We start from the raw sequence: 26,356 nt of genomic DNA, 5'->3' as shown, positions 1-26,356 counted from the left end.
AAGGAAAGGCCCCTCGTATGTGGGTGAAGTGAGCGGCTGCGCTACAAAAGCCGCTGGCGGCTCACCTCAGAGACTCACTTCTTCGGTTTCTTGGCCGGCGGTTCGCCTAGCTCGCTTTCGGCGACCGTCACATCGGCGGCCTCGTTCTCACCCTCGGCGGCAGCCGGTGCGGTGAAGGCGATCGGTCCGGTCACGCGACCAGCTTCGGCGATATCGCCCAGCGCGGCCTCGATGGACCCGCGCACATCGTCGGCAACGGCAAGCGTCACAGACAAGATCGGGGTCTTCATCGAAACCTTGGCCTTCGACTTGATGCCACGCAGCGCGGCCAGAGCCTCACCGGCATGAGCAAGCAGATCGGCGGATGCGTCGCCGGCGGCGGCCGCGTACACGTCGGCCACAGGCCATGCGGCGCGGTGCACGGAGCCCTCGCCCTCATGCATCCAGCTCCACACCTCTTCGGTGGCATACGGCAGGTACGGGGCCAGCAGGCGCGCGAACGCATCAAGACCCAGGCCCAGCGTGGTGCGTGCGGACTTCACCGCGGCCTCGCTCGGCACGTTGCCGGTGGAATCGGCGGTGCCGTAGGCGCGGTTCTTGACCAGCTCGATGTAGTCGTCGCAGAACTGCCAGAAGTAGTTCTCGATGACTTCCAGAGCCTTGGAATGCTCGTAGTTGTTGAGATCGTCGGTGGCTTCGCGGACCACGGCGGCCATCTTGGACATCGCGGAACGGTCGATCGGCTCGGTCACGTCGGCCGGGTTCCATGCGGCGACTGCCGGAGCGCCCACGTGATGGTTCTCGTCCTCACGGCCGATGGCTAGCGCGAACTTGGTGGCGTTGAGCAGCTTGATGGCAAGACGACGGCCGATCTTCATCTGGCCTTCGTCGTACGTGGCGTCCAGGCCCAGACGTGCGGCGGCGGCCCAGTAACGCACCGCGTCGGCGCCGAACTGTTTGATCGGCTTGTCCGGCACGACCACGTTGCCCTTGGACTTCGACATCTTCTTGTGGTCCGGATCGAGGATCCAGCCCGACAGCGTGGTGTTGGCCCACGGCAGGCACTTGTTCTCGAGATGCGCGCGATCCATGGTGGAGAACAGCCAAGTGCGGATGATGTCCTGGCCCTGCGGACGCAGATCCATCGGGAAGGTGGCATTGAAGATCGCCTGGTTCTCCTCGCCCGGTTCCTCCCAGCGGGTCACGATCTGCGGGGTGAGCGACGAGGTGGCCCAAGTATCCATGATGTCCGGCTCGGCGGTGAAGCCGCCCGGCACGTCACGCTGGTCCTCGGTGTAGCCTTCCGGCACATCGTCGGTCGGATCGATCGGCAGACGGTCCTCGCTCGGGGTGATCGGATGATCGTAATCCGGGGTGCCATCCTCCTTCACCGGGTACCACAGCGGGAACGGAACGCCGAAGAAGCGCTGGCGGGAGATCAGCCAGTCGCCGTTGAGGCCGTGCACCCAGTTCTCGTAGCGCACGCGCATGAAATCGGGGTGGAAGTTCAGCTCCTTGCCGCGCGCGATGAGCTCGGCGTTCAGCTTCTCGTCGGTGCCGCCGTTCTTCAGGTACCACTGGCGGGAGGTGACGATTTCGAGCGGCTTGTCGCCCTTCTCGTAGAAGTTCGTCATACGCTTGGTCGGGGTCGGCTCGCCGTCCAGATCGCCGGCAGCGCGCAGCTCGTCGACGATGACCTTACGTGCGGAGAACGTGGTCTTGCCCGCGGTCTCCTGGAAGATACGCTTGCCTTCCTCGTCTTCGATCCAATCCGGGGTGTCCATGACGATGCGCCCGTTGCGCTGGATGATGGAACGCAGCGGCAGGTTCAGATCGCGCCACCATTCGACGTCGGTCACGTCGCCGAACGTACAGCACATGGCGATGCCGGCGCCCTTGTCCATTTCCGCCGCCTTATGCGCCAGAATCGGCACCTTCACATGGAACAGCGGGGAGTAGACGTACTGGCCGAAATACTGCTTGTAACGCTCGTCGTCCGGATGCGCGATCAGCGCGCCGCAGGCGGCCAGCAGTTCCGGACGGGTGGTCTCGATGTAGATCGGGGTGCCGTCTTCGAAACGGAAGGCCAACTTGTGGTAGAAGCCCGGGTATTCGCGCGATTCCAGTTCGGCCTGCGCCACTGCGGTCTGGAACGTCACGTCCCACAGGCCCGGGGCGTCCTTCTGATACGCCTCTCCGCGAGCCAGGTTGCGCAGGAACGCTTTCTGGGCCACGCGCTGCGGATGCTCGCCGATGGTGTGGTAGGTCTGCGACCAGTCGATGGACAGGCCGAGGGAGCGCCACAGCGCCTCGAACTGCTTCTCGTCCTGGGCGGTGAGCTTTTCACACAGTTCGATGAAGTTCTTACGGGAGATCGGCACCTGGTCCTTGGCGTCGATCTTCTTGCCATCGGTGCCTTCGAACGGCGGCACGAAATTCGGATCGTACTTCAGGGAAGTGTCCACGCGCACGCCGTAATAGTTCTGCACACGGCGTTCGGTCGGCAGGCCGTTGTCGTCCCAGCCCATCGGGTAGAACACGTCGTAGCCGTTCATGCGCTTGAAACGCGCGATCACATCGGTATGCGTGTAGGAGAACACGTGGCCCACATGCAGGTGGCCCGAAACGGTGGGCGGCGGGGTATCGATGGAATAGACGGCCTTGCGGTCGCGGGTGCCCTGGAACTTGTAGACTCCGCTCTCGTCCCAGACGCCACGCCACTTGTCTTCGAGACCGTCCACGCCGACCCTGTCGGGCAGCGGCGTGAGGTTCGCGTTGATGGTGTTATCTTGGCTTTCAGTCATAGTCGCTAGTCTAGAAAGCGAATGTGACAACTGCCGTCGTATCAGCGCCTATCGAACCGAATGCCGGAATCGCAGGCAAATCGCGGAAAATCCACATAAAAAACCGTGGAAAAATCAGTGCAGCGTCAATCTGTTCAACGGCAGCAGACGGTCGGTCAGATTCTTCGGATACCCCTGCAGCCCATCGGAAACGGCAAGGAAGTTCTTACGTGTGTACAGCCAGTCGCTGGCCGCGTTTTCGCTGACGGCGCGCGCGTAATCGCGCATGCGGGCCTGATAATCGTTGTCGTTGGTCGCGGCCATGGCATTGGCGTAAGCCTGCTGCGCGTCGCCGTTCTCGAAATGGAACACGGACTGGCCGTTGTCGAAGACGCTTGCGTCACCTTCGTCGCTCATGGTGGTCAGCGCGATGTTATAGGTGCCGGCGTTCATGCGTTCCGTCACGTCCGCGGCGGAATCGAGCACTTCCAGATTGGTGTTGATGTTGAGGTTTTCGATGGCGGTTTTCACGTCGTTGCCGATGCTTTCGTATTCCTTCGGCACCAGAATGTCGATTGGCGCGATGTAGTTCACTCCGAAATACGTGCGCATCCGTTGCCCCTGTTCGAGGTTGTAGGGGTACAGTCCGCTCAGGTCCTCATACCCGTCTTCCAGCGGGCTGATTGGCCCTCCCAGCGGCGCGTACGCGTCGGGCGCGTTCTTGGCGATGGTCTTCGCATCGATGGCGTATCGCGTCATCTTGCGGATCTGCTCGTCGGAGAAGGGGCTGTTGTTGTCGTTGTTGAACGCGAGCATCACCTTGTCGAAGCTGATGCCGCTGTCCGCGGTAATACCGTTGGTCTTGCCCAGTTCCGAGGCGGTTGAAGCGCTCAGCGGCAGCGCCATGCTGATTTTGCCGGCTTTCATGGCATCGGCCATGGATTCCTCGTTGGTGTAGTAGTAGAGCGTCACTTGCGATGATGCGGCTTTTTTGCCCCAATACGAGTCGTTGCGTTGCAGCACGATTTGCGATTGGTCCGCGGTTGACACGGTGAATGGTCCCGATCCGACCGCCGATTTCGCATAGTTGGTTTTGCTTTCCGCGTCGTACACGACGCCTGCACGGCCGGCCAGCGCGCGCAACAGCCGCGGATTCGGCTTGGCGAGCGTGATGACCACCGTATTCGCATTGGGATTGGTGATTTCCTTCAGATCACCAAGCTGGTCGGCTCCCACGTAATGGTTGTTGACGGCGTTCTGCAGTGACCAGACCACGTCGGACGAGTCGAGTTTGTGCCCATTGGCGAACGTCATGCCGCCGTTCAACGTGAACGTGTATGTGAGACCGTCGTCGGAAGCCTGCCAGGAGCTGGCGATCCCCGGCTGCAGCTTGTTGGTGTCGCTGCGGGACACCAGCGTCTCGTACACGTTGCCGAGCAGCGCCTGCTCCACGGCGGTGCCCTGTTCGGTGCGGATGTCAAGCGATTCCGGCGCCTTGCCTTCGATGCCGATCGTCACGGACGAGTCGGAGACGAGCGTGCCGAAGGATGTGATGGGATTCTTGCGGCCTGTCAGCGACAGTCCCAGCCACAGCAGCACACTGAGCACGATCGCGACGCCGAAGAAGATCAGCCAGCGCGTCGCCTCGGCTTTCAGATTACGTTTCCGCCCGTTTTCATCCATGCACCCGAGTCTAGTTGACGCGTGCTACACGCCCGATGGCCGGGTGCGATTCGACGGAGTGCCGGCGCGGCGGCTGGCATGCGTCGGAATCACGCGGCGAACGCGCTCGGACACGTGTCGTTGAGGGGGCAGTCGGCGCAATCCGGTTTTCGCGCATGGCAGATGGCGCGGCCATGCAATATCAAACGGTGAGACAGATCGGTCCATTCTTCGGGAGGGAAGCAGGCGGTGACCTCACGTTCGATGGCCACCGGGTCAGGGGAGGGGCTCGCCCAGTCGGACCGCCACCGCAATCGCCCAGTCACACGAATCACATGCGTGTCCACAGGAAAACCGGGCACGCCGAACGCGTTGCCCAACACCACGTTCGCGGTTTTGCGGCCCACGCCCGGCAGGCTGACCAGCGAAGCCATATCGGCTGGCACCTCGCCCCCGAATCGCACGCACAACTCATGCGACAGCCCGATGATGTTGCGCGCTTTCGTACGGAAGAAGCCGATGGTGCGGATGATGTCCTCGACGTGCTCGGGATTCGCGGCGGCAAGCTCCGCCGGACCGGGATATTCGCCGAACAGTTCCGGCGTGACCATGTTCACGCGCTTGTCGGTGGTCTGCGCGCTCAACACCGTAGCCACCAGCAGTTCGAAAGGAGAATTGAAGTTCAACGCGCATTTCGGATCGGGAATCTCCACGCACAACTGCTCGTATTCCTGATGCATGCGCGCGATCCGCGCCTTCTTCGATTCCCGAGGCATGCCTCCAGCCTACCCCTCGCATGCGGACGAACGCGGAAAACCTATGGAAACGTCGCAATCGGCAAAAACAGCGAAAATCCATCGAAAAAACAACGGGAAATCAGCGAAAGGCCAACGAAAACAAACGAAACCCGTCGAACATCAACGGAATGATCGCAAGAAAAAAGTCAGCTTTCGCCGGACTCGCCGTGAGCCGCATCCTTGGCCGCGGCCTCATGCTCATCCTCTTCCGGCGGATCGAAACGATAGCCGACGTTGCGCACGGTGCCGATGAGATGCTCGTACTCGCCGCCCAGCTTGGCGCGCAGACGACGGATATGCACGTCCACAGTGCGGGTGCCGCCGTAATAGTCGTAGCCCCACACCTCCTGCAGCAGCTGCGCACGCGTGAACACGCGGCCCGGATGCTGCACCAGATACTTGAGCAGCTCGAACTCCTTGTACGCCAAGTCGATCGGATGGCCATGCAGGCTGGCCGTATAACCGTTGGTATCCACCACCAGATCGCCGGAACGGATCAGGCCATCCTCGTTCTGCACGCCCTGCTCGCCGGTGCTAGCGGCCGTGCTGGCCGGCGCATTGCCCCGTTCGGACACCAGACGCAGACGCCCCTCCACTTCGGCGGGGGAAGCGGAGGCCACCACCACATCGGCGATGCCCCACTGCGAATTGACCACGGTGAAGCCGCCCTCGGTGAGAATGAGCACGATCGGCGTGGACAGTCCCGACGCGTGAATCAGCCGGCACAGCGTTTTCGCGGTGGCCAAATCGTCACGCGCATCAAGGAAAAGAATGGTGTTCTCCGGCATCTTCACCAAGCTCGCCGCATCCATCGGCAGAACGCGCACGCGGTGGGACAGCAACGCCAGCGAGGGAAGAACGGTGGCCGGGTCGCTAGCGAACGTCATAAGCGTAAGATCCGTCACGTCAGCTCCCTCATGTTCCCTATAACTGATGCCGCGATTGTACACTCGGTATGTGTTATCGGCGTTTCCTCGATTGTAACCGAAGTATGTGGACACTTACGGCTACATTTATTCATATTGCATACGGAATGACCACAATATGAAAAGGGGGTCCGAGATGACCGCTGAGAAGGCCACCGCCCAGGAAGCCACGCGGAAAGTCGCTTTTGCCAAGGTCCTGGCGATTCAGATCATCGCATACGTGGTGCTGGTGGCGCTCGCATTGGTTCCCGGCATGATGTACGGCGACGCCGCCAAACCGGCCGCGGTTCCGTTCACGATCATCGCCTCGCTGGCGATGGTCGTGCTGCTGGTGGTGTTCAGTCCGTTCCGCGACGGCGTCGCCGGCCATGTGATCGCCGCGATCGCAGGCCTGCTGTCGGCGATCTGCGCCACGACCGTGATGCTGGGCAATGTGATCTTCCCCGCCGGCCTGGATGGCGGCAAAAGCTTCTCCATGGAGGAAGCGTGGATCGCCGGCGTGGGCGGACTGCTGATCGTGCTGATCATCGTATCCTTCGGCCGGCAGATGGCCCGCGAAAACCGCACGCACCTGATCCGCTCGCTGTCGCACAGCGTGGTCGAAGGCGTCGCCATGATCGCCAGCGCGGGTTGGTGCTTCCTGCCGGTGCTCCTGCCGACAACGCATTCCAGGGCCGCCGCCATGTCCGCTGCCTCCGGAGCCACGGTGGACATGTTCAGCAACGTGACCACGACATGGGTCGTCGCCGCGATCGTGACGGTATTGGTGGCCGTGGCGCTCACCGTGTGCTCGTACTTCTGGCACCGCGACGCCGCCCCCGAGCCGGATGCGCGTTCGCCGTGGATCGGCCTCGCACTGCTGCCGGTCATGCTGACCGGTCTCGCAGTCGGTCTGGCGGCGCTCGCCATCGTCGTGCTGTAAACGGCTGTTCTAATGACAAAGCCCGTAATCGCAATGATTACGGGCTTTTATTATGTTGGATTGGCAGTCAACCGAGGAATCCGAGATGCTCGAACAGCACCTTCACGCCGATAAGAATCAGCACGATGCCGCCGGCGATCTGCGCGGGCTTCTGCCACCGCGAGCCGAACGCGCGGCCGATATACAGGCCGGCGGCGGAGAACAGGCCGGTGGTGATGCCGATGATGACCACCGACAGCCAGATGTTGAGCGTCATGAACGCGAAGCTCACGCCGACCGCGAATGCGTCGATGCTGCAGGCCACGGCGAGCGGCAGCATGTGCTTCCAATCGAATTCAGGGGTTTCCTTGGCGTTCTCCTCGTCCTCTTCGAACGCCTCGCGTACCATATTGCCGCCGATCAGAGCGAGTAGGCCGAAAATGATCCAATGGTCCACGGCGGTCACGTATTTGCTGAACGTGCTGGCCGCGAAATAGCCGAACAGAGGGAAAAGCGCCTGGAATCCGCCGAACCACAGGGCGGTTTTGAACGCATCGACGCCGCGAAGCTTCTTGACGGTCAGGCCTTTGCCAATGGAGACAGCGAACGCGTCCATGGACACGGACACGCCAATAAGCAGAATCTGAATGAGCATAGCTGGTGAAAAGGTTCATCCCGCCGGTCTCCCCACGGGATGGGCCTCGACGGATTGCGTTCCGCCTACGCCTAGGAGTACCGACACAGAACTGCCGCACGCGGATGTGATATGTGACGTCCAGCGGGCTTTGAATTCAGCGAATACTGTTCGCATGCCGAAAATTACAAGAGACCACTATACCGCGGTACGAAGAAATCGGACGCTTTGGTCCGTTGGACTCCCCGCAACGGCACCTGGCCTCCACTGGCTGGAAAAGAGAAAAAGCCCACTGTCGGGGGCAGTGGGCTTTGACATAAAAAGGGGAGAAGCGATCACTTCTCGCTATCAGCGAGGCGCTTGCGGGCTGCGACGATTTCCTCCTCGGCCTTGGCGGCGCCAGTCCAGTAATCGCCCGGCAGGACTTCCTTGCCCGGCTCCAGAGCCTTGTACTGCTCGAAGAAGTGCTTGATTTCAGCCTTGTGGTACTCGGAAACGTCTTCGACATCCTTGATGTCGTCGAAACGTACATCAGCCGGCACGCACAGCACCTTGTCATCTCCGCCAGCCTCGTCGACCATGTGGTACAGGCCGACGGCGCGGCATTCCACCACGCAGCCCGGGAACACGGAGTTCGGGATCATGACGAGAGCGTCGAGCGGATCGCCGTCCTCGCCCAGGGTGCCGTCGATGTAGCCGTAGTCATCCGGGTAGCCCATGGAGGTGAACAGGGTGCGGTCCAGGAACACGCGACCGGTCTCGTGGTCCACTTCGTACTTGTTCTTGGAACCGCGCGGGATCTCCACCACGACGTTGAAGGTTTCTGCCATTGTTTTCTCCTTGATCGATATGATCAGCAGTAGTTCGTTACTTAGGATACCCGCTTTCACGCCATGTCGGCACCATTTTCCGGATACCTATATGAATGGTGCTCAGTGCTGGGGAGATAAGGCGTGATGCGCTCGCTGGTCAACATCTTTTTGGCCGATTGTGATTGACTATCCTGCCTTGGAACGTTGGAAGAACAATTCCGTAGGTGGTTTTGCTCTTCCGTAGGTGGTTGGCTCTGGTATCCCTGCGGCAAAAAGGCTTGATTTCAGCCATTCTGTTTGCGTGGATTGACCGGAGAGCACCTACGGAATCAAAAAAACCACCTACGGAGTGCACAAAGCCGGGTTGAAAACGTGAGAAACGTCTTCAACCCGCCCTTGATCTATGTGTTTTGTGCTGGCTGGGTGCTAGGCAGAGTGCCTAGCACCCAAACTCACTCAGTCCTCGACCACCGTCAGCACGTGCGCCACGTCGGCCCACGGTGCCAGTGAGACGTAGTTGTCCCAGCCCCAATCGAACTCGCGTCCGGTCAGCTCGTCGCGCACCTTGAGCGGCTTGTCGGTGGCGAAACCGAAGTCGGGCAGTTCGATGTGCACGATGGACTGGTGCGTGTTGTGGCCGTCGAGGTTCACCACCACGATCACCGTATCCGGCTTGCCGGTACCGGTAAGCTCGGCCGGGGTCTGGCGCAGGAACGCCACCACGCCCGCATCGTCGCTCGGCAGGACGTGCAGGTTGTGGTAGCTGCGGCATGCCGGATGCTCGGAACGGATTTTGTTGAGCGAGGTGAGCAGCTCGGAGATGCCGTACTTGTCGGCCTCGTCCCAATCGCGCACCTTGACTTCGTACTTCTCGTTGTCGATCTGCTCTTCGAATCCCGGACGCTGCTTGTTCTCGATGAGCTCATAGCCGTTGTAGATGCCCCAGCTCGGAGAGCCCATCGCGGCGAGCACCGCGCGCACCGCGTGACCGGCGATACCGTTGTCGCGCAGGTAGGCGGTCATGATGTCCGGCGTGGACGGCCAGAAGGTGTTGTGCTGGTAGAAACCACCGTCGCCGTTGGTCTCCTCCAAATACTCCTCAAGCTCCTCCTTGGTGTTGCGCCACGGGAAGTAGCAGTGCGACTGCGTGAAGCCGGCATAGCTCAGCGCGCGCATCATGCCCGGACGGGTGAACGCCTCGGCCAGGAACAGCGTCTCCGGATGCTTCTTCGTCACGGCGGCGATCACGTCCTGCCAGAAACGCACCGGCTTGGTATGCGGGTTGTCCACGCGGAAGATCGTCACGCCGGCCTTGATCCACAGGTCCATGATGCGTTCGGTTTCCGCTTCGATGCCTTCCATGTCGGCGTTGAAATCGATCGGATAGATGTCCTGGTACTTCTTCGGCGGATTCTCGGCGAATGCGATCGTTCCGTCCGGCTTGGTGCGGAACCAGTTCGGATGCTGTTTGACCCACGGGTGGTCAGGCGAGCACTGCAGCGCGAAGTCGAGCGCCACTTCGATACCCAGCTTGTGCGCGTGCGCGCAGAACGCCTTGAAATCGTCCATGGTGCCGAGCAGCGGGTCGACGGTGTCGTGGCCGCCCAGCTCGGAGCCGATGCCGAACGGGGAGCCCGGATCGTGCGGTCCGGCAATCAGCGTGTTGTTGCGGCCCTTGCGGTTGGTCACGCCAATCGGGAAGATCGGCGGCAGGTACACGATGTCGAAGCCTTCGGCCTTCGCGCGGTCGAGGCCGGACAGCGCCGTCTTCAGCGTGCCCTGCACGATCTTGCCGTCGGCGTCGAAATACGCGCCTTCGGAACGCGGGAAGAACTGGTACCATGCGGCGAAGCTCGACTTCGGACGCTCCACGCGGAAGCGCTGCGGATTCGACGCGCTCAGGCCGTCGCGCAGCGGATTGGTTTCATGCAGGCTTGCGATTGCGTCGGTGGTCGCTGCGGCAAGACGCGCGGTCGCGTCGAGCGACTTGTCGGCAACGGTCTTCGCGGCTTCGCGCAGCGTCTTCTTGTCATCGGCGGTCAGCTTGGAATCGCGTGCGCCAGCCCAACGTTCCAGCAGCTGCGCGCCGGATTCCAGCGCGTTCTCCACATCGTCGCCGACCTCGACCTTGATTTGCGCGTCGTGCAGCCAGGAAGCGTACGTATCTTCCCAGCCTTCGACCACGATGTGCCATTCGCCGAGCTGCTTCTTGACGTCGGCATAGCCATCTTCCCACGGCTTCAGGTCGCTGTGGTCGCCGATCTTGACCATCGCTTCCCAGCGGTCCAGGCCGGGGTTGGTGCAGGTCATGGGGAAGCGGGCCTTCTCGGTGCCGCGCGTGTTGCGCACGGACACGGTGGCACCGGCCTTGGTGCGGCCTTCGATGAACACCTGCGCGGTGACCTTGAATGCCTCGCCAAGCTCCACGCGAGCCGGGTACAGGCCGTTTTCGGCGGACGGAGTGATGCCAAGAACGTTTACGCGGCCGAACTGTTCCGGGCTGGTGCGGTTGATGATAGGTGCTGGAGTTTCGCCGACGGTTCGCTTCGTTGCGGTTTTCGGCTTGGAAGTGCGCTTGGTGGTTGGTTTTTTAGTTGTCGTCTTTGCGGTTGATTTCGCGGCTGTCCTCGTTGTCTTTGTGGCCGCTGCCTTGGCTGTTGTCTTTGCTGTTGCCTTTGTGCGCGGTGTCGCGCTTGATGATGTTGCTTCATTCATATAGCCGATTATAGAGGTAGTTGTGTTCTTTTTGTGATTTCCCTTTTTCGTAACGATTACGGCGATGCGGCTACAAGTACTTTCTTCAAATACTTTTGGTAAAGCGTTTTAATACATGGTTTGCGATTATGTTCGATTATGAAGGCTGCGGCGGCATGATCATACGTTGTGTGTGCCGGTTGCGTTCGATATGTATGGGGACTTTATATAAAAGGAGCGAAACGTCCTGGGGAAAACAAAAAACCGGAAACCAAAAGGTTTCCGGTTTCAATTGGTAGCGGGGCATGGATTTGAACCATGGACCTCTGGGTTATGAGCCCAGCGAGCTACCGAGCTGCTCCACCCCGCGTCGGCTTGCCTTCATTGAGGCAGCTCTAACTACTTTACGGATGTTGGCTAATAAGTCAAATCGGCGTGTCGCATATTGCGCTGCTAGTGAAATCGCATATCCGATAACGCGTTATCCGTTTTTCGTATAACGCTGCGGACCGTCGATGAAAACCGCCGAATACGCCATATCCGGGTCCGCACCATAATAGGAAACATGCCTATCAAGATTCCCAGCGGCCTTCCGGCCAGAGACATTCTCGACTCCGAGCGCATCTTCGCGCTTGAAAAGCCCGAAGCGGAGCGCCAGCGTGTGCGTCCGCTCAAGCTGGTGATCCTGAACCTCATGCCGAAGAAGATCGAGACCGAAACGCAACTGCTGCGTCTGATCTCCAAGAGCCCGCTGCAGGTCGAGGTCGACTTCATGAAGACCTCCACCCACGAGGCCACGCACGTGAGCGCCGACCATCTGGTGAAGTTCTACGAGACGCTCGACGCGTTCAAAGACAACTATTACGACGGTCTTGTGGTGACGGGAGCGCCCGTCGAACACCTCGATTTCGAGCAGGTCGACTACTGGGACGAGTTCAAGCAGATTCTCGACTGGGCATCCACCCACGTCTTCTCCACCATGTACCTGTGCTGGGGCGCGATGGGCGCGCTCAACTATCGGTACGGCGTGCGCAAGGAGCTGCTGCCGGAGAAGCTCTTCGGAGTGTTCCCCCAGTATCTGCAGGACGAATACTGCTTCCTCACCAACGGTTTCGACGAGATCTGCCTGCAACCGCATTCCCGCCTGGCGGGGGTCAACGAGGGTGATATCGCCCATAATCCCGAGCTGCAGGTGCTCACGTGGGGTCCGAAGTCCGGCCCGGGGCTCATCGCCACGCGTGACTTCTCCGAAGTGTTCGCGCTCGGCCATTGGGAATACGGCAAGTACACGCTCGCCGAGGAATACGAGAGGGATATGAAGAAGGGCATGACCAACGTGCCGTTCCCCGAAAACTATTTCCCGCACGACGATCCGAAGCTCGAACCGCTGTTCGCCTGGCGCGCCCACGCCAACCTGCTGTGGCGCAACTGGCTCAACTGGGTCTATCAGACCACGCCATACGATTTGAGCGAAGTACCGCAGCTGCGCGAGGAGAAGCGCCTCGGCACCGACCGTTCGATCCGGCACGAGCCCGGTTCTCCGCGTGTCGACGCATTCACGCCATTCTCGCACGATGGATATGGTGTCATTCGCGGCTGATTTCACGAAGATCGGCGAGTACTGACAAGTATTGGCGATTGTCCCACGATTGCCGCTTTTACGCGGTGTCGTGGGCTTTTTGCGCGGTTTTTGTTGCCTGCTGCGACATCGTTTCATTTTCGCCGTCATATATTATGGTGCGATATGTTAAGTAAAACGTTTTATCAAGCAGTGTTGCAAACGATGTTTATTTTGGTGTGAATGGGGGTGAAATAGGCCGAATCGACAACGGCCGTGGTTGTGTCTAATAGTCCCCGCAACGTGCGAAACGCCGGTTTTCGCTATACGGTAGTAGGGGAAAGCTCCCGGTGCGGCATGTTGTCTAGCCGCGGGCTGATAATCCTTTGCAGCCATTCGGGGCTGGTATGCGAACGCGTTTATGGGCGCGTTAACATAGAACCCGAAGGATGTTCTGGTTTGGTAACCGGAACGTCACATTCGACTCAGCTGTTGGGCTAGACTAACAGCTGACACAAGAGCAGGAGGCGTGAATGATTAGTGCATTGGGAGAGGGCATCATGACCATCGCCGATGGTCCAGAGATGCCGAGCATCAATGACTTCCTTCCCGATCCGTTTGTTTTTCAAGGCACGCCGTTCGCCATCAACCGCATCATCCTCGTTCGTATTCTTGCGACCGTCATCATGCTGCTGGTTCTCGGAATTACGGCAAGCCGTGCAAAGCTCATCCCTGGCCGTTGGCAGGGCGCAGTCGAATGGCTGATCGAGTTTGTCCGCGACAACATCGTCTATCAGGTGATGGGCGAGCTGCGTGGCAAGCGTTATGTGCCGATGATCACCACCGTGTTCTGCACGTTGCTGGTCTTCAATCTGTGCGGCATCATCCCGGGCTTCAACATCGCGGCAAGCGCGTCCATCACGCTGCCTCTGGTGTTCGCCATGTGGTGCTTCTGCCAGTACTGGATTGCCGGCATCCGTGAAAAGGGCCTTGGCCACTTCCTGAGGGACGAGATCTTCCCGAAGGGCGTTCCGGCCCCGATCTATATTCTGCTGTCCCCGATTCAGCTGCTTGAGCTGCTGATTATCCGCCCGTTCTCGTTGACGATCCGACTGTTCGCCAACATGGTTTCGGGCCACCTGATCCTTGCGTTGTGCCTCTCGGCCACGCAGTTCTTCCTCGTTGATGTGGTGAACAAGCTGATGATGCCGTTCGGCATCATCACCTTCGCGGCTGGCATGTTCATGTTCCTGTTCGAGGCGCTGGTCGCCTGCCTGCAGGCTTACATCTTCGCCATCCTGACCACCGCGTACATCAATATGAGCTATCCGGAGATCGACTGACCGCCGGCTTTTTAAGTGTTGCTTCTTGTCAAGCAATAACCAGAAAGGAAACAATCATGGATATCGTTACCCTCGCTGAGGTTGCCGGCAACCTGAACGTCGTTGGCTACGGCCTCGCCGCCATCGGCCCTGGCATCGGTCTGGGCATCCTGATCGGCAAGACCATCGAAGGCACCGCTCGCCAGCCTGAGCTCGGCAGCCGTCTGCAGACCCTCATGTTCCTGGGCCTGGCATTCGTCGAGGTGCTGGCACTGCTCGGCTTCGTGCTCGCCTTCATCAAGTAAGACTTGATCCCCAAGGTAAACACCGAAGACGCAAACGAACGTGAAAGGAGGAAGACACTATGGTGACCGCAGCTAGCGAGATGGAACTGTTCCTTCCGAAAAGCTACGACATTTTCTGGTCGTTGGTCATTCTGATCATCGTCGCCGTGTTCTTCTACAAGTTCTTCCTGCCGAAGTTCCAGGCCGTGTTCGATGAGCGCGCAGCCAAGATCGAAGGTGGCATCGCCAAGGCCGAACAGGCCCAGAAGGATGCCGACGAAGCCAAGGCGAAGTACGATGCCCAGCTGAGCAACGCACGCGTCGAGGCTTCCAAGATCCGCGACGACGCTCGCGCGGAAGCATCGCACATCATCGCCGACGCACGTACCCGTGCCGAGGCTGATGCGGCGCAGATCACCGCCACCGCCCAGCGTTCCATCGAATCCCAGCAGCAGCAGGCTCTGGTGAGCCTGAAGGGTGAGGTCGGCGTGCTGGCAACGGCACTGGCCGGCAAGATCCTGGGCAGCAAGCTGGAAAGCGACGACGTGCAGTCGACGATGATCGACCAGATGATCGCCGATCTGGACAGCGACAAGAAGTGATCGAAACCTTCAAGAAAGGGAGGTGACCAATGCGAGGAGAAGCATCGCGTATCGCAGACCGCGTTTCGCGTGACTCGCTGGCCCCCAAGCTGCGTGACAGCGGCGAGGACACATGGCGTATCGGGAACGAACTGTTCACGATCACCAACGTGCTCGACCACAACATCCAGCTTGAACGTGCCCTCACCGACCCGTCGCGCCCAGTCGAAGACAAGGTTGCGGTAGTCAAGACCCTCATTGGAGATGAGGCCCATCCGTTGACGATGGAAATCATGTCCGATCTGGTGGCCCGCCGTTGGAGCCGCGTGTCCGACATCGCCAACGCCACCGAGGATTTCGGTGTGGATGGCATGATGTACTACGCGGACCACACGAATGCTACTCTGCAGGTCTCCATCGAGCTTGCCCAGCTGCATTCCGCACTGCTCAACCTTCCGGTCGTACGCAGCAAGCTGTATGACGCAACCGTCCCCGCCGAAGCCCGTATCAAGCTGCTGTACAGCCTGATCGGCAACGCGGATTTCGACAAGGTGACCAAGCGTCTGGCCGAGCATGCGACCTGCAATCTGCGCAACCGCCGCTATCTGCAGACCATCCAGTGGTTGATCAACAAGTTCTCCCGTCATATGGGCGAATCGATGGTCACCGTCACCACGGCAACGCCACTGAGCAAGGAGCAGGTCAAGAAGCTCGTCGCCATCTATTCGGCGAAGACCGGCCATCCGGTGCACATTAACTCGGTGGTCGATCCGACCGTCCTGGGTGGTATGCGCATCCAGGTGGGCGACGAGGTCACCGACAACACGGTGGTCGCACAGCTGCAACATCTTCAGCGCACGGTGAAGGCGACCGCCTGACGGCACGCCACACGGTGAACAAGCCTGAAACAAGACTTGACTGAATTTAAAAACAACAATAAGGAGTGATCATGGCAGAACTTACCATTGATCCCACCACGATACGCAAGGCGCTCGATGAGTTCGTCGAGTCGTACAAGCCGTCGGACACGCCGACCCAGGAAGTCGGTTATGTCGCGACCGCTGGCGACGGCATTGCGCACGTGACGGGACTGCCTGGTTGCATGGCCAATGAGCTGCTGACCTTCGAAGACGGCACGCTTGGCCTGGCGTTCAACCTTGACGCCCGCGAGATCGGCGTGGTTATCCTCGGCGATTTCACCGGTATCGAGGAAGGCCAGGAAGTGCGTCGTACCGGCGAAGTGCTCTCCGTGCCCGTCGGCGACGGCTACCTTGGCCGCGTCGTGGACCCGCTAGGCAACCCGATTGACGGTCTTGGCGAGATCAAGACCGAAGGCCGTCGTATTCTCGAGGCCCAGGCACCTGACGTTATGCATCGTCATCCGGTTGACGAGCCTCTGTCCACCGGCCTGAAGGCCATCGACGCGATGACGCCGATCGGCCGTGGCCAGCGTCAGCTCATCATCGGCGACCGTCAGACCGGTAAGACCGCTATCGCAATCGATACGATCATCAACCAGAAGCGCAACTGGGAATCCGGAGACCCGAAGAAGCAGGTCCGCTGCATCTACGTGGCCGTCGGCCAGAAGGGCTCCACCATCGCATCGGTGAAGCAGTCCCTGGAAGAGGCCGGCGCCATGGAGTACACGACCATCGTGGCCTCCCCGGCTTCCGATTCCGCAGGCTTCAAGTACATCGCACCGTACACCGGTTCCGCCATCGGACAGCACTGGATGTACAACGGCAAGCACGTGCTCATCGTCTTCGACGATCTGTCGAAGCAGGCTGAGGCTTACCGCTCGATTTCCCTGCTGCTGCGTCGTCCGCCGGGGCGTGAGGCTTACCCGGGCGATGTGTTCTACCTGCACTCCCGTCTGCTCGAACGTTGCGCCAAGGTTTCCGATGACCTCGGCGGCGGCTCGATGACCGGCCTGCCGATCGTCGAGACCAAGGCGAACGATGTGTCCGCCTACATTCCGACCAACGTGATTTCCATCACCGATGGCCAGATCTTCCTGCAGTCCGACCTGTTCAACGCGAACCAGCGTCCTGCTGTGGACGTCGGCATCTCCGTGTCCCGAGTCGGTGGCGCTGCCCAGACGAAGGCCTTGAAGAAGGTCTCCGGCACGCTGAAGATCTCGCTGGCGCAGTACCGTTCGCTGGAATCCTTCGCCATGTTCGCTTCCGATCTGGATGCGGCTTCGAAGGCTCAGCTGAACCGTGGTGCCCACCTGACCGAGCTCCTGAAGCAGCCGCAGTTCTCCCCGTATTCGATGGAACAGGAAGTTGTGTCCGTGTGGGCCGGCACCCATGGCAAGATGGATGACCTGCCAATCAGCGACGTGTTGCCGTTCGAAAAGGGCATGCTGGATTATCTGGATCACAACACCGATATCCTCAAGACCATTCGCGAGACCGAAGACTTCACCGCCGACACCGAGGCTGCCCTCGACAAGGCCGTGGAAGCGTTCCGTGAGACCTTCGTGACCAGCGCGGGCAAGCCGCTGGTCGAGAAGAAGCCTGACGAGAAGCACACCACTCCGGTCGAGCAGGAAAAGATCGTCGCAGGAGAGAAGTGATCCATGGGCTCGCAACTCGCATTGAAATCTAGGATCGCCTCCACCGCGTCGTTGGAGAAAATCTTCAACGCGCAGGAGATGATCGCGTCTTCGCATATCGCCAAGGCACGTGACGTCGCCTTGAACGCGAAGCCGTATACCGATGCGATTTTCGACGCCGTGCAAGCGCTGGTGGCCCATACCCATATCGACCATCCGATCGTGAAAAAGAACGAGGACAACCCTCGCGTGGCTGTCCTCGCTCTCACCTCGGATCGTGGTATGGCAGGTCCGTACACCTCCTCGATCATCCGCGAAACGGAATCGCTGTTGGCCCGACTCGACGAGAAGGGCAAGCAGCCGGAACTGTATGTGTATGGTCGTCGCGGTGTGACGTATTACAAGTACCGCAACCGTCCGGTTGCCGGCACTTGGGAAGGCGATACCGACCAGCCCGGCGTGGAAGTCGCAGAGTCCATCTCGAAGGCACTGTTGGACGCTTATATGAAGCCGGCGGACCAAGGTGGAGTCTCCGAACTCTACATTGTGTTCACCGAGTTCGTGAATATGGTGGTTCAGAAGGTGCGTGTGCTGCGCATGCTACCCGTTGAGCTCGTGCTTCCGGAACAGCCGGAATCCGGTCCTGTGCCGGAATCCGATGCCGATGCCGCGACTCCTCTGTATGCGTTCGAGCCAAGCGTTGACGAAGTACTCGATGCGATTCTGCCGAAGTACATCCAGTCCCGTATCCATGAATGCCTGCTCACCGCAGCGGCATCCGAGACTGCAAGCCGACAGAACGCCATGCACACGGCTACAGACAACGCTCGCAGCCTGATCGATGAACTGACTCGCAAGCTCAACGCTTCGCGACAGGCATCGATTACCCAGGAACTTACCGAAATCATCGGCAGCGCTGATGCGCTGAACAAGAAGGAAGAGTAGGAACGCATATGGCTGACAATCAGACCACAGCGGCTCCCGAGACGGCTGCAGAGCCGACCGCTGGACGCGTTACGCGTATCCAGGGATCGGTTATCGACGTCGAATTCCCGGTGGGCCACCTGCCCGACATTTACAATGCACTTACCGTTGAACTGGCCAACACCGGTGTCCACGAAGAGGGCGAGACCACCAAGAAGATCACCCTTGAGGTTGAACAGCATCTTGGCGATTCCACCGTGCGTACCGTCGCTCTGAAGCCGACCGATGGCCTCGTGCGTGGCGCCACCGTGTATGACACCGGCGGCCCGATCTCCGTGCCGGTTGGCGATGTCACCAAGGGCCACGTATTCGACGTGTCCGGCAACATCCTCAACAAGAAGGCCGACGAGACCGTTAAGGTTACCGAACGTTGGCCTATCCACCGTAACCCGCCGGCATTCGACCAGCTGGAGTCCAAGACCCAGATGTTCGAAACCGGTATCAAGGTCATCGATTTGCTGACCCCGTATGTGCAGGGTGGCAAGATTGGTCTGTTCGGTGGCGCAGGCGTCGGCAAGACCGTGCTGATTCAGGAAATGATTCAGCGTGTGGCTCAGAACCACGGCGGTGTGTCCGTGTTCGCAGGCGTCGGCGAACGTACCCGTGAGGGTAACGATCTGATCGGCGAAATGGACGAAGCTGGCGTACTTGAGAAGACCGCACTGGTCTTCGGCCAGATGGATGAGCAGCCGGGTACCCGTCTGCGTGTCCCGCTGACCGCACTGACCATGGCAGAGTACTTCCGTGACGTGCAGAACCAGGACGTGCTGCTGTTCATCGACAACATCTTCCGCTTCACCCAGGCTGGTTCCGAGGTGTCCACCCTGCTCGGCCGTATGCCGTCCGCAGTGGGCTACCAGCCGAACCTGGCCGATGAGATGGGCGCGCTGCAGGAGCGCATCACGTCGACCCGTGGACACTCCATCACCTCGCTGCAGGCCATCTACGTGCCGGCCGATGATTACACCGACCCGGCTCCTGCGACGACCTTCGCCCACCTGGATGCAACCACCGAGCTGTCTCGTGACATCGCTTCGAAGGGTATCTACCCGGCAGTCGACCCGCTGAGCTCCACCTCGCGAATCCTTGATCCGCGTTACGTGGGTCAGGCGCACTACGACTGTGCAAACCGCGTCAAGGCGATTCTGCAGCGTAACAAGGAGCTGCAGGACATCATCGCCCTGATCGGTATCGATGAGCTCGGCGAAGAAGATAAGACCACTGTGAACCGTGCTCGTAAGATCGAGCAGTTCCTTGGCCAGAACTTCTACGTCGCCGAGAAGTTCACCGGCCGTCCGGGCTCCTACGTTCCGGCGGACGAGACTATCGAAGCATTCACCCGCATCTGCGACGGCGTGTATGACGACGTTCCGGAGCAGGCATTCTCCGGTATCGGCGGCATCGACGACCTCGAGAAGAAGTGGCACGACATGCAGAAGGAATACGGTGCGTGATGGCCGGATCGACTATGCAGGTGAACATCGTCGCCGCTGACCACCCTGTGTGGCACGGCACGGCGAAGTCCGTTACCATTCCTGCCTCCGAAGGCGGAATGGGCATCCTGCCCGACCACGAGCCTGTGCTGACCGTGATCAAGGAAGGAACCATCGTTGTGGTGGATCCTGAAGGCAATCGCCTCTCCTTCGAGGTGACTGACGGCTTCATCTCCTTCGATTCGAACAAGCTCACCGTCGCGGTCGAGCGTGGAACCAACGTGAAGCGCGCCGAATAAGCCGTTTCCGCTTGACGTAAGGCGGCCCGGTAATCGCAATATGTTTTTGTATTGCGATTACCGGGCCGCTTTTGTCTTTTACGTGGCTTTCCGCCGCCGCGAATACGTATGCCGTACGTACGGCGACGCGCATGGTAGGGTAGTGCCTCGTGCGAATTATTGTTGCTGACTGCTCTGCCGAATATTCCGGACGATTGAACGCCTCCCTGCCGCTCGCCAAGCGCGTGCTGCTCATCAAGGCGGACAACAGCCTGCTGATCTTCTCCGAACTCGGCTCATACAAGCCGCTCAACTGGATGTCCGCGCCATGCAGCATCAGGGACATCACCCCCGACCACGCCGATGACGACGTTGATACTGAAGTGCCGCAAAAGGTGATCCGCGCGTCGGCCGACAAATCGAACGACGTGCTGGAAGTGACGTTGCAGCACATCTATTCGGACGAATCGTACGACCTCGGCGAGGATCCGGGCCTCATCAAGGACGGCGTCGAAGACCATCTGCAGAAGTACCTGGCCGAACAGATCGAACGCATCGGCAAAGGCGCGAAGCTCGTGCGCCGCGAATACCCGACAGCCATCGGACCGGTCGACATCATGGCGATTGACGGCAACGGCGAGCACGTGGCCATCGAAATCAAGCGCAACGGCGGCATCGACGGCGTCGAACAGCTCACCCGCTACTGCGATCTGCTCAACCGCGACCCGCTGCTGGCCCCCGTGCACGGCATCTTCGCCGCGCAGACCATCACCCCTCAGGCCCGCGTGCTCGCGCAGGACCGCGGTTTCAAATGCCTGATTCTCGATTATGAGGAGATGAAGGGCACCGAAGACGACTCTCTACGACTCTTCTAATGAAAAAGCCTCCCGGGTGGGAGGCTTTTTGCGGTTAGACCGGCTGGATCAGTAGGCGGCGAGAATGTCGACCACGAAGACCAGCGTGGAATTCGCCGGAATCTTCTCCTGATCCTTGTTTCCGTAGCCGAGGCTCGGCGGCACCACCAGCAGCACCTGGGAACCGACCGTGTGACCTGCCAGACCCTGCTTCCAGCCCTTGATCACGCTGTCAAGCGAGAAGGCGGAGGACTGTCCGCGGTCCCACGAGGAATCGAACTGCGTGCCGTCAAGCAGCCAGCCGGTGTAGTGCGCCACCACGGACTGCGTATCCTTGACCACAGCGCCCTTGCCCTTGATGAGGTCCTGGGAAACCAGGGAATCGGAGCCCTTATAGCCATTCATGTCGATCGACGGCTTGCCATCCTTGGCGAGCGTCACTTTCGGCAGGTCGGCCGGAACGCCCGCGACCTTCTCGCCGGTGGCCTTCTTCAGGGCCTTCGACTTGGACACCAGCGTGAGTACCATCAGGTACGAGGTGCCGGAGGAATTCGAGTCGTTCACGCCGAACGCCACGGTGGAATTGAGCTTGAGGCTCTTGAAGATCTTGTAGTAGTTCTCGGTCATCTGGCTGGTATCCGAGGTGACTACGGTGGAGCAGTCGGGGGTGTTCTTCTCCCACGTGCTGGCCAGTTCGGAACCATCCTTGACGCTGATGGCGATGCCCTGCGAGCAGACGCGGTCGCCGTCCTCGATCTGGGCTCCGTCGCCCTTCTGCAGCACCACGTAGCTGTTGTCCTCAACCGTCATCGGCGTCTTGAACGAGACGGTCGGCTTCTTGCCGAGCTCGCCCTTGGCGGTCACGCCGGCGATCTGGTGCATGCCGATTTTTTCGGAAGATGAGGAGGAATCCGAGTTCGACTTGTCGGATTTCGCGCTGGAATTACCGCCGCACGCAGTGACGCCCAGGCACATGACCGTTGCGCAGACTGCCGTGACGGCCTTGGAAAGAAGTGATTTACGCATAGGGCCAACCATAGCGGCAAAGCATGATTTTCATGTTTTTTTCAGGCTTGTGCAAACGGACACTGTAGAATGGAAAAGCTATGACTGTATTGCAGGAAGAACAAGAGAAGCCGCAGATCGAGACGGGCCCTACCCGGCATGCGAAGATCATGCGTGGCATCGTCACGCCTATTTTCGGCTTGCTTGCCATCGCATGCGTCGTGTTTGGCGTGTTGAATTCAACCGTCTGGAAACCGGACAATGAGATCACCGCCGCCGCTCCGGTGAACGGTTCGGAATACGTGGTCACCGATCCGAACGTGCTGCAGCTGGTAGACAGCCGCGTCAATATTTCGGCCAAATCCCGTGACAAGAAATCCAATGTGTGCATCGCCATAGGTTCCGCGCGCGATGTTGCCGGATGGATTGCGGGAAGCAAGTACATGCGCGTCTCCGGTCTGTCCGATTGGACGACGCTTTCCACCATGAAGGTCTCCGCGCAGGGAACCGCGGACAATTCCCAGAACCAGGTGGCTTTCAAGGACTCCGACATGTGGCGCACCATCAAGTGCAATGACGGTGCCGTTGATATGCAGGTCAAAGGATCGAACAGCAATAACGCCGAGGATGTTGTGGCGTTGATTGATTTCGGCAACCGCAAGGGAGACACGGTCACTCTGAATTGGGACCGTCGTAACCTGCCGAATTTCGCCATGCCGTTGTATCTTGCCGGCGGACTGCTGGCGATTCTCGCCGTGCTTTCCGCTTCCGTATTCGCCATGCCGCCGCATAAGCGCCGCAACAAGCGCGCTTTCGCCATGGTCGAAGGCGTTGGCGTCAACGAAGGCGATGAGAACGAGGTTTCGGCTTGGGTGAAGAACGCCGAAACCGCCGCCAGCAACAGGGCACGGAGCAGGTCGCGTCACGGCAGGCGTCGCCATGCGGAACATCGCACCGGCGGTCGTACGTCGTCGTTCGAGGAAACGCAACAGCCCGTCATCGTCGATCCTGTGGCACGTAACCTGGTCGCCGACCAGCAGAACACGATTGCGGAAAGCCAGCCGACTGTGTCCGAATCGACCGTATTTGAATCGACGGCAGGCGAATCGTCTGTTGACGACGAGGCGACTTCCGTGATCTCGCAGGATGAGCTTGCCGCGTATTTCGCTCGTCTTGCCCAAGAGGAGGTTCAGACGGAAACGCAGGAAGACGGCCAAGAGGAGGACCAGTGATGAGGAAGCGTAGTCAGGCGATTATCGCGGCCATGCTCGCGCTGGGAATGGCCGTCGGCATGTGCGGTTGCGAAGGCCAGCTGCCGACCCCGAAAGCCACCACCCGGCAGGATGCGCCGAACTTGAGCGCCAAGCAGGAGCAAAAGGTCCGCACGAGGATTCTCAAAACGCTCGACCAGTGCAATCAGAACCGTGACACTGATACGTTGCCGACGATTCTCGAAGGTCCGGAACTGGACATCCGCACCAGCGAGCTGAACGTAGCGAAAGCCACGGGCAATCTTGACCGTAAGACCACCATCCCCACGGATCTGGCCCAGGCCGTGATCTCCACGGATGCCGGCTGGCCACGGTCCGTGTTCTCCATCACGTCCACAACCAAGGACCAGCAGTCCAAGCGTCTGCTGGTGTTCAGGCAGGATTCCGCACGCCAGAACTACAAGCTGTGGGGTGTGGCGCGACTGTTCTCCGGCGTGAAGATGCCGAGTTTCGAAATCTCCAAAACCGGCAGCGCGCAGGGAACGCCTACGGACACCGGTCTGGTCATGACGCCGAAAGCGGCGGTGGACGCGTATGCGGACCTGCTGCAGAACGGGGCGAACAGCAAGTACGCCAGCAAATTCGCGGATGATGATCTGCGATCGAAGCTTGCCGATCTGACTGCCCAGGTGCAGAAGGCCATGGAGCTTAACGAAGGCACGCAGCAGCAGACCTTCGAACCGGTCAATGGAGCCATCAGCGTCATGCGTTCCGCGGACGGCGGCGATCTGGTGGTGGCGCAGATCAACTCCGAATGGACGCGTTCCGCCGGCGCTGGCCGTGAATCGCAGCCGGCCTCTGACGCGGAAAAGGCGCTGTTCGGCAATGGCAAGGCCACCAGCACCATGAAGACGAGCTATGTGAACGTCATCGCGCTGTATGTTCCGCCGGCGAATTCCGGGCAGAAAATCACCGCGGTCGGTTCCGAACGCCAGCCGGTGAAGGTCGAAGCGCTGTAAAACGACGGGTCCTTGGACGCGCATCGTCGGCGGTTTTCCGCCTATCGCGCATCCGTGGGAATGAAAACCGGGAAATCGTTGTTGGCACCTATAGTTGGTGCCAGCAACGATTTCGTGTTTTTGGAGGCAAGTATGGCAGAGCAGCAAGCGTTCCATCCGGGTGTTTCATTGGCGGGAGCCGTTGATCTGGAAGCGCTCAAGCATCAGGTGAAGGCCGAGCCGGGGCAGGCGGGCGGCGCTCCGGCGGCTGGCGGATATGTCATCGACACCACGGAGAACACGTTCCAGGCCATGGTGCAGACCTCCGCCACGTTCCCGATTCTGCTGTTCCTGTGGGTGCCGACCGACGACCGTCTGTTCGCCATGGCACGCGCATTGGGTGACGCGGTGAACAAGCTCAACGGCCAGATCCAGCTGTCCCGCATCGACATCGCATCCAATCCCTCCATCGCACAGGCGTTCCAGATTCAGGGCGCGCCGGCGCTGTTCGCGTTGATCGGCGGCCGTCCGATGCCGATTCTGCAGGGCCTTCCGTCCGACGAGGAACTGCAGCAGATCACAGACGTGGTCGTGCCGAAGCTTATCGCCGCCGCACAGCAGGCCGGCGTGACCGGCACCGCTCCGTATTCGGGCGATCCGGACTCCGACGCGGCCAATTCCGCATCCGCCGGCAGTGTGCAGGATCAGGTGCCGCCGGAACATCAGGAAGCGTACATGCTGGCACAGCAGGGCGATTACGCCGGTGCCGCCGCCGCGTACGAGAAGGTTTTGGAAGCCGATCCGAACGATACGCGCGCCGCCCGCGAACGTGCGAAGGCGCTGCTGCTGGCCCGTTCCGCCAATGCGGACGTGCGCGTGGTGCGTGCCGCTGCCGCCGACAAGCCGGACGATGTGGACGCGCAGCTTGCCGTCGCCGACATCGACATGATCGGCGGGCAGATCCAGGACGCGTTCGACCGTCTGCTTGATTTCGTGGCGGCGGGCCACAAGGCCGACATCGAGCCGGTGCGCCAGCGTCTGCTCGAATACTTCACGATCCCCGAGCCGACCGACGAGCGTCTGAAGCGCGCACGTCGTCGCCTCGCCACCCTCATGTACTGAGCGTGCAGCGCGTGCTGGTTGCGCCGAGCACTCTGATGCATTGAGCGCGCGTACTGACTTTCCCAACGATTGCAAGGTCTGCGTCACGTTTTTCGCCGAATCGTGTCGCAAACGGGCGCAGACCGTGTACAGTAGTGCGTTGCATGGGTTTGTAGCTCAGCGGATAGAGCGTCTGTCTCCGGAACAGAAGGTCGTGGGTTCGATCCCCATCAAGCCCACCGGGCAAGGCTCCAGTCGAACGGCTGGAGCTTTTTTGTTGCTCGTTTGTTGTATTTTTCCGCGGTTTTCCTTGCGATTCCGCCGTTTTCGTGCCTGCTGCGTCGTGTGGTGCCAACTCCGGCCATATCGTTCTGTGAACGGTTTTTCCCGCTTCCACCCATCGGAAAAGTATGATTTCAGGTGCGACGCAAATAGCGCATGTATGGGCATATTGGCACATACTTGGCGCGCGTTTACATACCTTGCGGCAACATACCTTACGACAAAGGAGAACAGTATGAGCGAAAAGCTGGAAGCAGTGGCCACCTCCGAAGCCCCGGCAGCACTCGGCGCCTACAGCCAGGCCGTGAAGGCCAACGGATTCGTGTTCGTCTCCGGCCAGCTGGGCATCGACCCGGCCACCGGCGAACTGTCCGGCGAAACCGCTGGCGAGCAGGCCGCACAGGCACTGAAGAACATCAAGCACATCCTCGACACCGCCGGCTCCGGCATCGAGCATGTGGTTCGTGCCACCATCTACATGAAGAACGTCGAGGACTTCCATGAGGTCGATGACGTGTACGCGCAGACCTTCATCGGCTCCGTCAAGCCGGCCCGCGTGGCCTTTGGCGGCAACGACATTCCGAAGGGCGCGCTCGTCGAGATCGACGCCATCGCCGCGCTCTGAGCATTTCGCACGTTTCGTAGGTATCGCAAGCATTGCGATTACTGCGATTGCCTACCGCTACCTGCGATCAAACG

23 protein-coding genes and 2 tRNA genes are annotated in these 26,356 nt (G+C 60.0%); 16 read left to right on the top strand and 9 right to left on the bottom strand.

The window, feature by feature from the left end; all coding sequences use genetic code 11:
* Nucleotides 1-74: 74 nt before the first annotated feature.
* The 4 genes from valS to Q5H31_RS00985 all read right to left on the bottom strand — a co-directional run bounded on the left by valS (nt 75) and on the right by Q5H31_RS00985 (nt 6,147).
* Nucleotides 75-2,804, bottom strand: coding sequence for a valine--tRNA ligase (gene valS / locus Q5H31_RS01000; protein ID WP_117801186.1), 2,730 nt, complete (start codon nt 2,802-2,804; stop codon nt 75-77).
* 114 nt (nt 2,805-2,918) lie between these two features.
* Nucleotides 2,919-4,466, bottom strand: a complete 1,548-nt coding sequence (locus Q5H31_RS00995; protein WP_302457385.1) for an ABC transporter substrate-binding protein — start codon at nt 4,464-4,466, stop codon at nt 2,919-2,921.
* Nucleotides 4,467-4,555: 89 nt separating this feature from the next.
* Nucleotides 4,556-5,221, bottom strand: a complete 666-nt coding sequence (gene nth / locus Q5H31_RS00990; RefSeq protein ID WP_003810026.1) for an endonuclease III — start codon at nt 5,219-5,221, stop codon at nt 4,556-4,558.
* A gap of 167 nt (nt 5,222-5,388) precedes the next feature.
* The gene (locus tag Q5H31_RS00985; RefSeq protein WP_080548131.1) at nt 5,389-6,147 is read right to left on the bottom strand and encodes a response regulator transcription factor; all 759 of its coding nucleotides are present in this window, start codon (nt 6,145-6,147) and stop codon (nt 5,389-5,391) included.
* A 157-nt stretch (nt 6,148-6,304) separates the two neighbouring features.
* Here Q5H31_RS00985 and Q5H31_RS00980 point away from each other — a divergent pair, with 157 nt between their 5' ends.
* Nucleotides 6,305-7,090: a hypothetical protein gene (locus Q5H31_RS00980; protein WP_270434483.1), complete on the top strand. Its 786-nt coding sequence runs from the start codon at nt 6,305-6,307 to the stop codon at nt 7,088-7,090.
* 67 nt (nt 7,091-7,157) lie between these two features.
* Here the strand turns inward: Q5H31_RS00980 and Q5H31_RS00975 are convergent, their stop codons facing one another.
* From Q5H31_RS00975 to Q5H31_RS00960, 4 genes are all read right to left on the bottom strand, one after another.
* A complete protein-coding gene (locus Q5H31_RS00975; protein ID WP_003810015.1) occupies nt 7,158-7,724 on the bottom strand; it encodes a manganese efflux pump MntP family protein in 567 nt (188 codons plus the stop codon).
* Between the two features lie 314 nt (nt 7,725-8,038).
* A complete protein-coding gene (locus Q5H31_RS00970; RefSeq protein ID WP_021913572.1) occupies nt 8,039-8,533 on the bottom strand; it encodes an inorganic diphosphatase in 495 nt (164 codons plus the stop codon).
* Between the two features lie 438 nt (nt 8,534-8,971).
* On the bottom strand, nt 8,972-11,230 hold the full coding sequence (locus tag Q5H31_RS00965; RefSeq protein WP_085382138.1) for a maltotransferase domain-containing protein: 2,259 nt from the start codon (nt 11,228-11,230) through the stop codon (nt 8,972-8,974).
* Between the two features lie 272 nt (nt 11,231-11,502).
* Nucleotides 11,503-11,579, bottom strand: a tRNA-Met gene (locus tag Q5H31_RS00960).
* Nucleotides 11,580-11,774: 195 nt separating this feature from the next.
* On the opposite strand from Q5H31_RS00960, the gene metA reads away from it, so the two are divergent.
* The 10 genes from metA (at nt 11,775) to nucS (ending at nt 21,081) form a co-directional block, all read left to right on the top strand.
* Complete coding sequence (gene metA / locus Q5H31_RS00955; protein ID WP_011743723.1) at nt 11,775-12,809, top strand: homoserine O-succinyltransferase; 1,035 nt, start codon at nt 11,775-11,777, stop codon at nt 12,807-12,809.
* A gap of 491 nt (nt 12,810-13,300) precedes the next feature.
* Nucleotides 13,301-14,110 (top strand): F0F1 ATP synthase subunit A, encoded by an 810-nt coding sequence (gene atpB, locus Q5H31_RS00950; RefSeq protein ID WP_011743722.1) that lies wholly within the window; start codon nt 13,301-13,303, stop codon nt 14,108-14,110.
* Between the two features lie 56 nt (nt 14,111-14,166).
* Nucleotides 14,167-14,394, top strand: coding sequence for an ATP synthase F0 subunit C (atpE, locus tag Q5H31_RS00945; RefSeq protein ID WP_003809874.1), 228 nt, complete (start codon nt 14,167-14,169; stop codon nt 14,392-14,394).
* Nucleotides 14,395-14,453: 59 nt separating this feature from the next.
* Complete coding sequence (locus tag Q5H31_RS00940; RefSeq protein WP_026646857.1) at nt 14,454-14,975, top strand: F0F1 ATP synthase subunit B; 522 nt, start codon at nt 14,454-14,456, stop codon at nt 14,973-14,975.
* A 29-nt stretch (nt 14,976-15,004) separates the two neighbouring features.
* On the top strand, nt 15,005-15,832 hold the full coding sequence (locus Q5H31_RS00935) for a F0F1 ATP synthase subunit delta (RefSeq protein WP_302457384.1): 828 nt from the start codon (nt 15,005-15,007) through the stop codon (nt 15,830-15,832).
* Between the two features lie 71 nt (nt 15,833-15,903).
* Nucleotides 15,904-17,532, top strand: a complete 1,629-nt coding sequence (gene atpA, locus Q5H31_RS00930; RefSeq protein ID WP_003809860.1) for a F0F1 ATP synthase subunit alpha — start codon at nt 15,904-15,906, stop codon at nt 17,530-17,532.
* Nucleotides 17,533-17,535: 3 nt separating this feature from the next.
* Entirely contained in the window at nt 17,536-18,456 is a 921-nt protein-coding gene (locus Q5H31_RS00925) for a F0F1 ATP synthase subunit gamma (protein ID WP_070122622.1), read from the top strand.
* Between the two features lie 8 nt (nt 18,457-18,464).
* Nucleotides 18,465-19,949: a F0F1 ATP synthase subunit beta gene (gene atpD / locus Q5H31_RS00920; protein WP_042990591.1), complete on the top strand. Its 1,485-nt coding sequence runs from the start codon at nt 18,465-18,467 to the stop codon at nt 19,947-19,949.
* Nucleotides 19,949-20,227, top strand: coding sequence for a F0F1 ATP synthase subunit epsilon (locus Q5H31_RS00915; protein WP_011743717.1), 279 nt, complete (start codon nt 19,949-19,951; stop codon nt 20,225-20,227). Before atpD ends, Q5H31_RS00915 begins: the two co-directional genes overlap by 1 nt.
* Nucleotides 20,228-20,376: 149 nt before the next feature.
* Nucleotides 20,377-21,081, top strand: a complete 705-nt coding sequence (gene nucS / locus Q5H31_RS00910) for an endonuclease NucS (protein WP_034984488.1) — start codon at nt 20,377-20,379, stop codon at nt 21,079-21,081.
* Nucleotides 21,082-21,129: 48 nt separating this feature from the next.
* Here the strand turns inward: nucS and Q5H31_RS00905 are convergent, their stop codons facing one another.
* Nucleotides 21,130-22,086 carry an FKBP-type peptidyl-prolyl cis-trans isomerase gene (locus Q5H31_RS00905; protein WP_172677576.1) on the bottom strand — a complete coding sequence of 319 codons (957 nt, stop codon included), beginning with the start codon at nt 22,084-22,086 and terminating at the stop codon, nt 21,130-21,132.
* An 80-nt stretch (nt 22,087-22,166) separates the two neighbouring features.
* Here Q5H31_RS00905 and Q5H31_RS00900 point away from each other — a divergent pair, with 80 nt between their 5' ends.
* The 5 genes from Q5H31_RS00900 (at nt 22,167) to Q5H31_RS00880 (ending at nt 26,282) form a co-directional block, all read left to right on the top strand.
* Nucleotides 22,167-23,297, top strand: coding sequence for a hypothetical protein (locus tag Q5H31_RS00900; protein ID WP_003809847.1), 1,131 nt, complete (start codon nt 22,167-22,169; stop codon nt 23,295-23,297).
* Nucleotides 23,297-24,295 (top strand): hypothetical protein, encoded by a 999-nt coding sequence (locus tag Q5H31_RS00895; protein WP_003809846.1) that lies wholly within the window; start codon nt 23,297-23,299, stop codon nt 24,293-24,295. Before Q5H31_RS00900 ends, Q5H31_RS00895 begins: the two co-directional genes overlap by 1 nt.
* A 132-nt stretch (nt 24,296-24,427) precedes the next feature.
* Nucleotides 24,428-25,396, top strand: coding sequence for a tetratricopeptide repeat protein (locus Q5H31_RS00890; protein WP_021913582.1), 969 nt, complete (start codon nt 24,428-24,430; stop codon nt 25,394-25,396).
* 145 nt (nt 25,397-25,541) lie between these two features.
* Nucleotides 25,542-25,614, top strand: a tRNA-Arg gene (locus tag Q5H31_RS00885).
* A 278-nt stretch (nt 25,615-25,892) separates the two neighbouring features.
* Complete coding sequence (locus Q5H31_RS00880) at nt 25,893-26,282, top strand: Rid family detoxifying hydrolase (protein WP_151908339.1); 390 nt, start codon at nt 25,893-25,895, stop codon at nt 26,280-26,282.
* Nucleotides 26,283-26,356 lie beyond the last annotated feature (74 nt).

Origin of the sequence: uncultured Bifidobacterium sp. (genome assembly GCF_959020155.1) — a bacterium.
Lineage (GTDB): Bacteria > Actinomycetota > Actinomycetes > Actinomycetales > Bifidobacteriaceae > Bifidobacterium.
The sequence above is the reverse complement of the archived record's forward strand: the minus strand, read 5'-3'. Positions and strand labels throughout refer to the sequence as shown.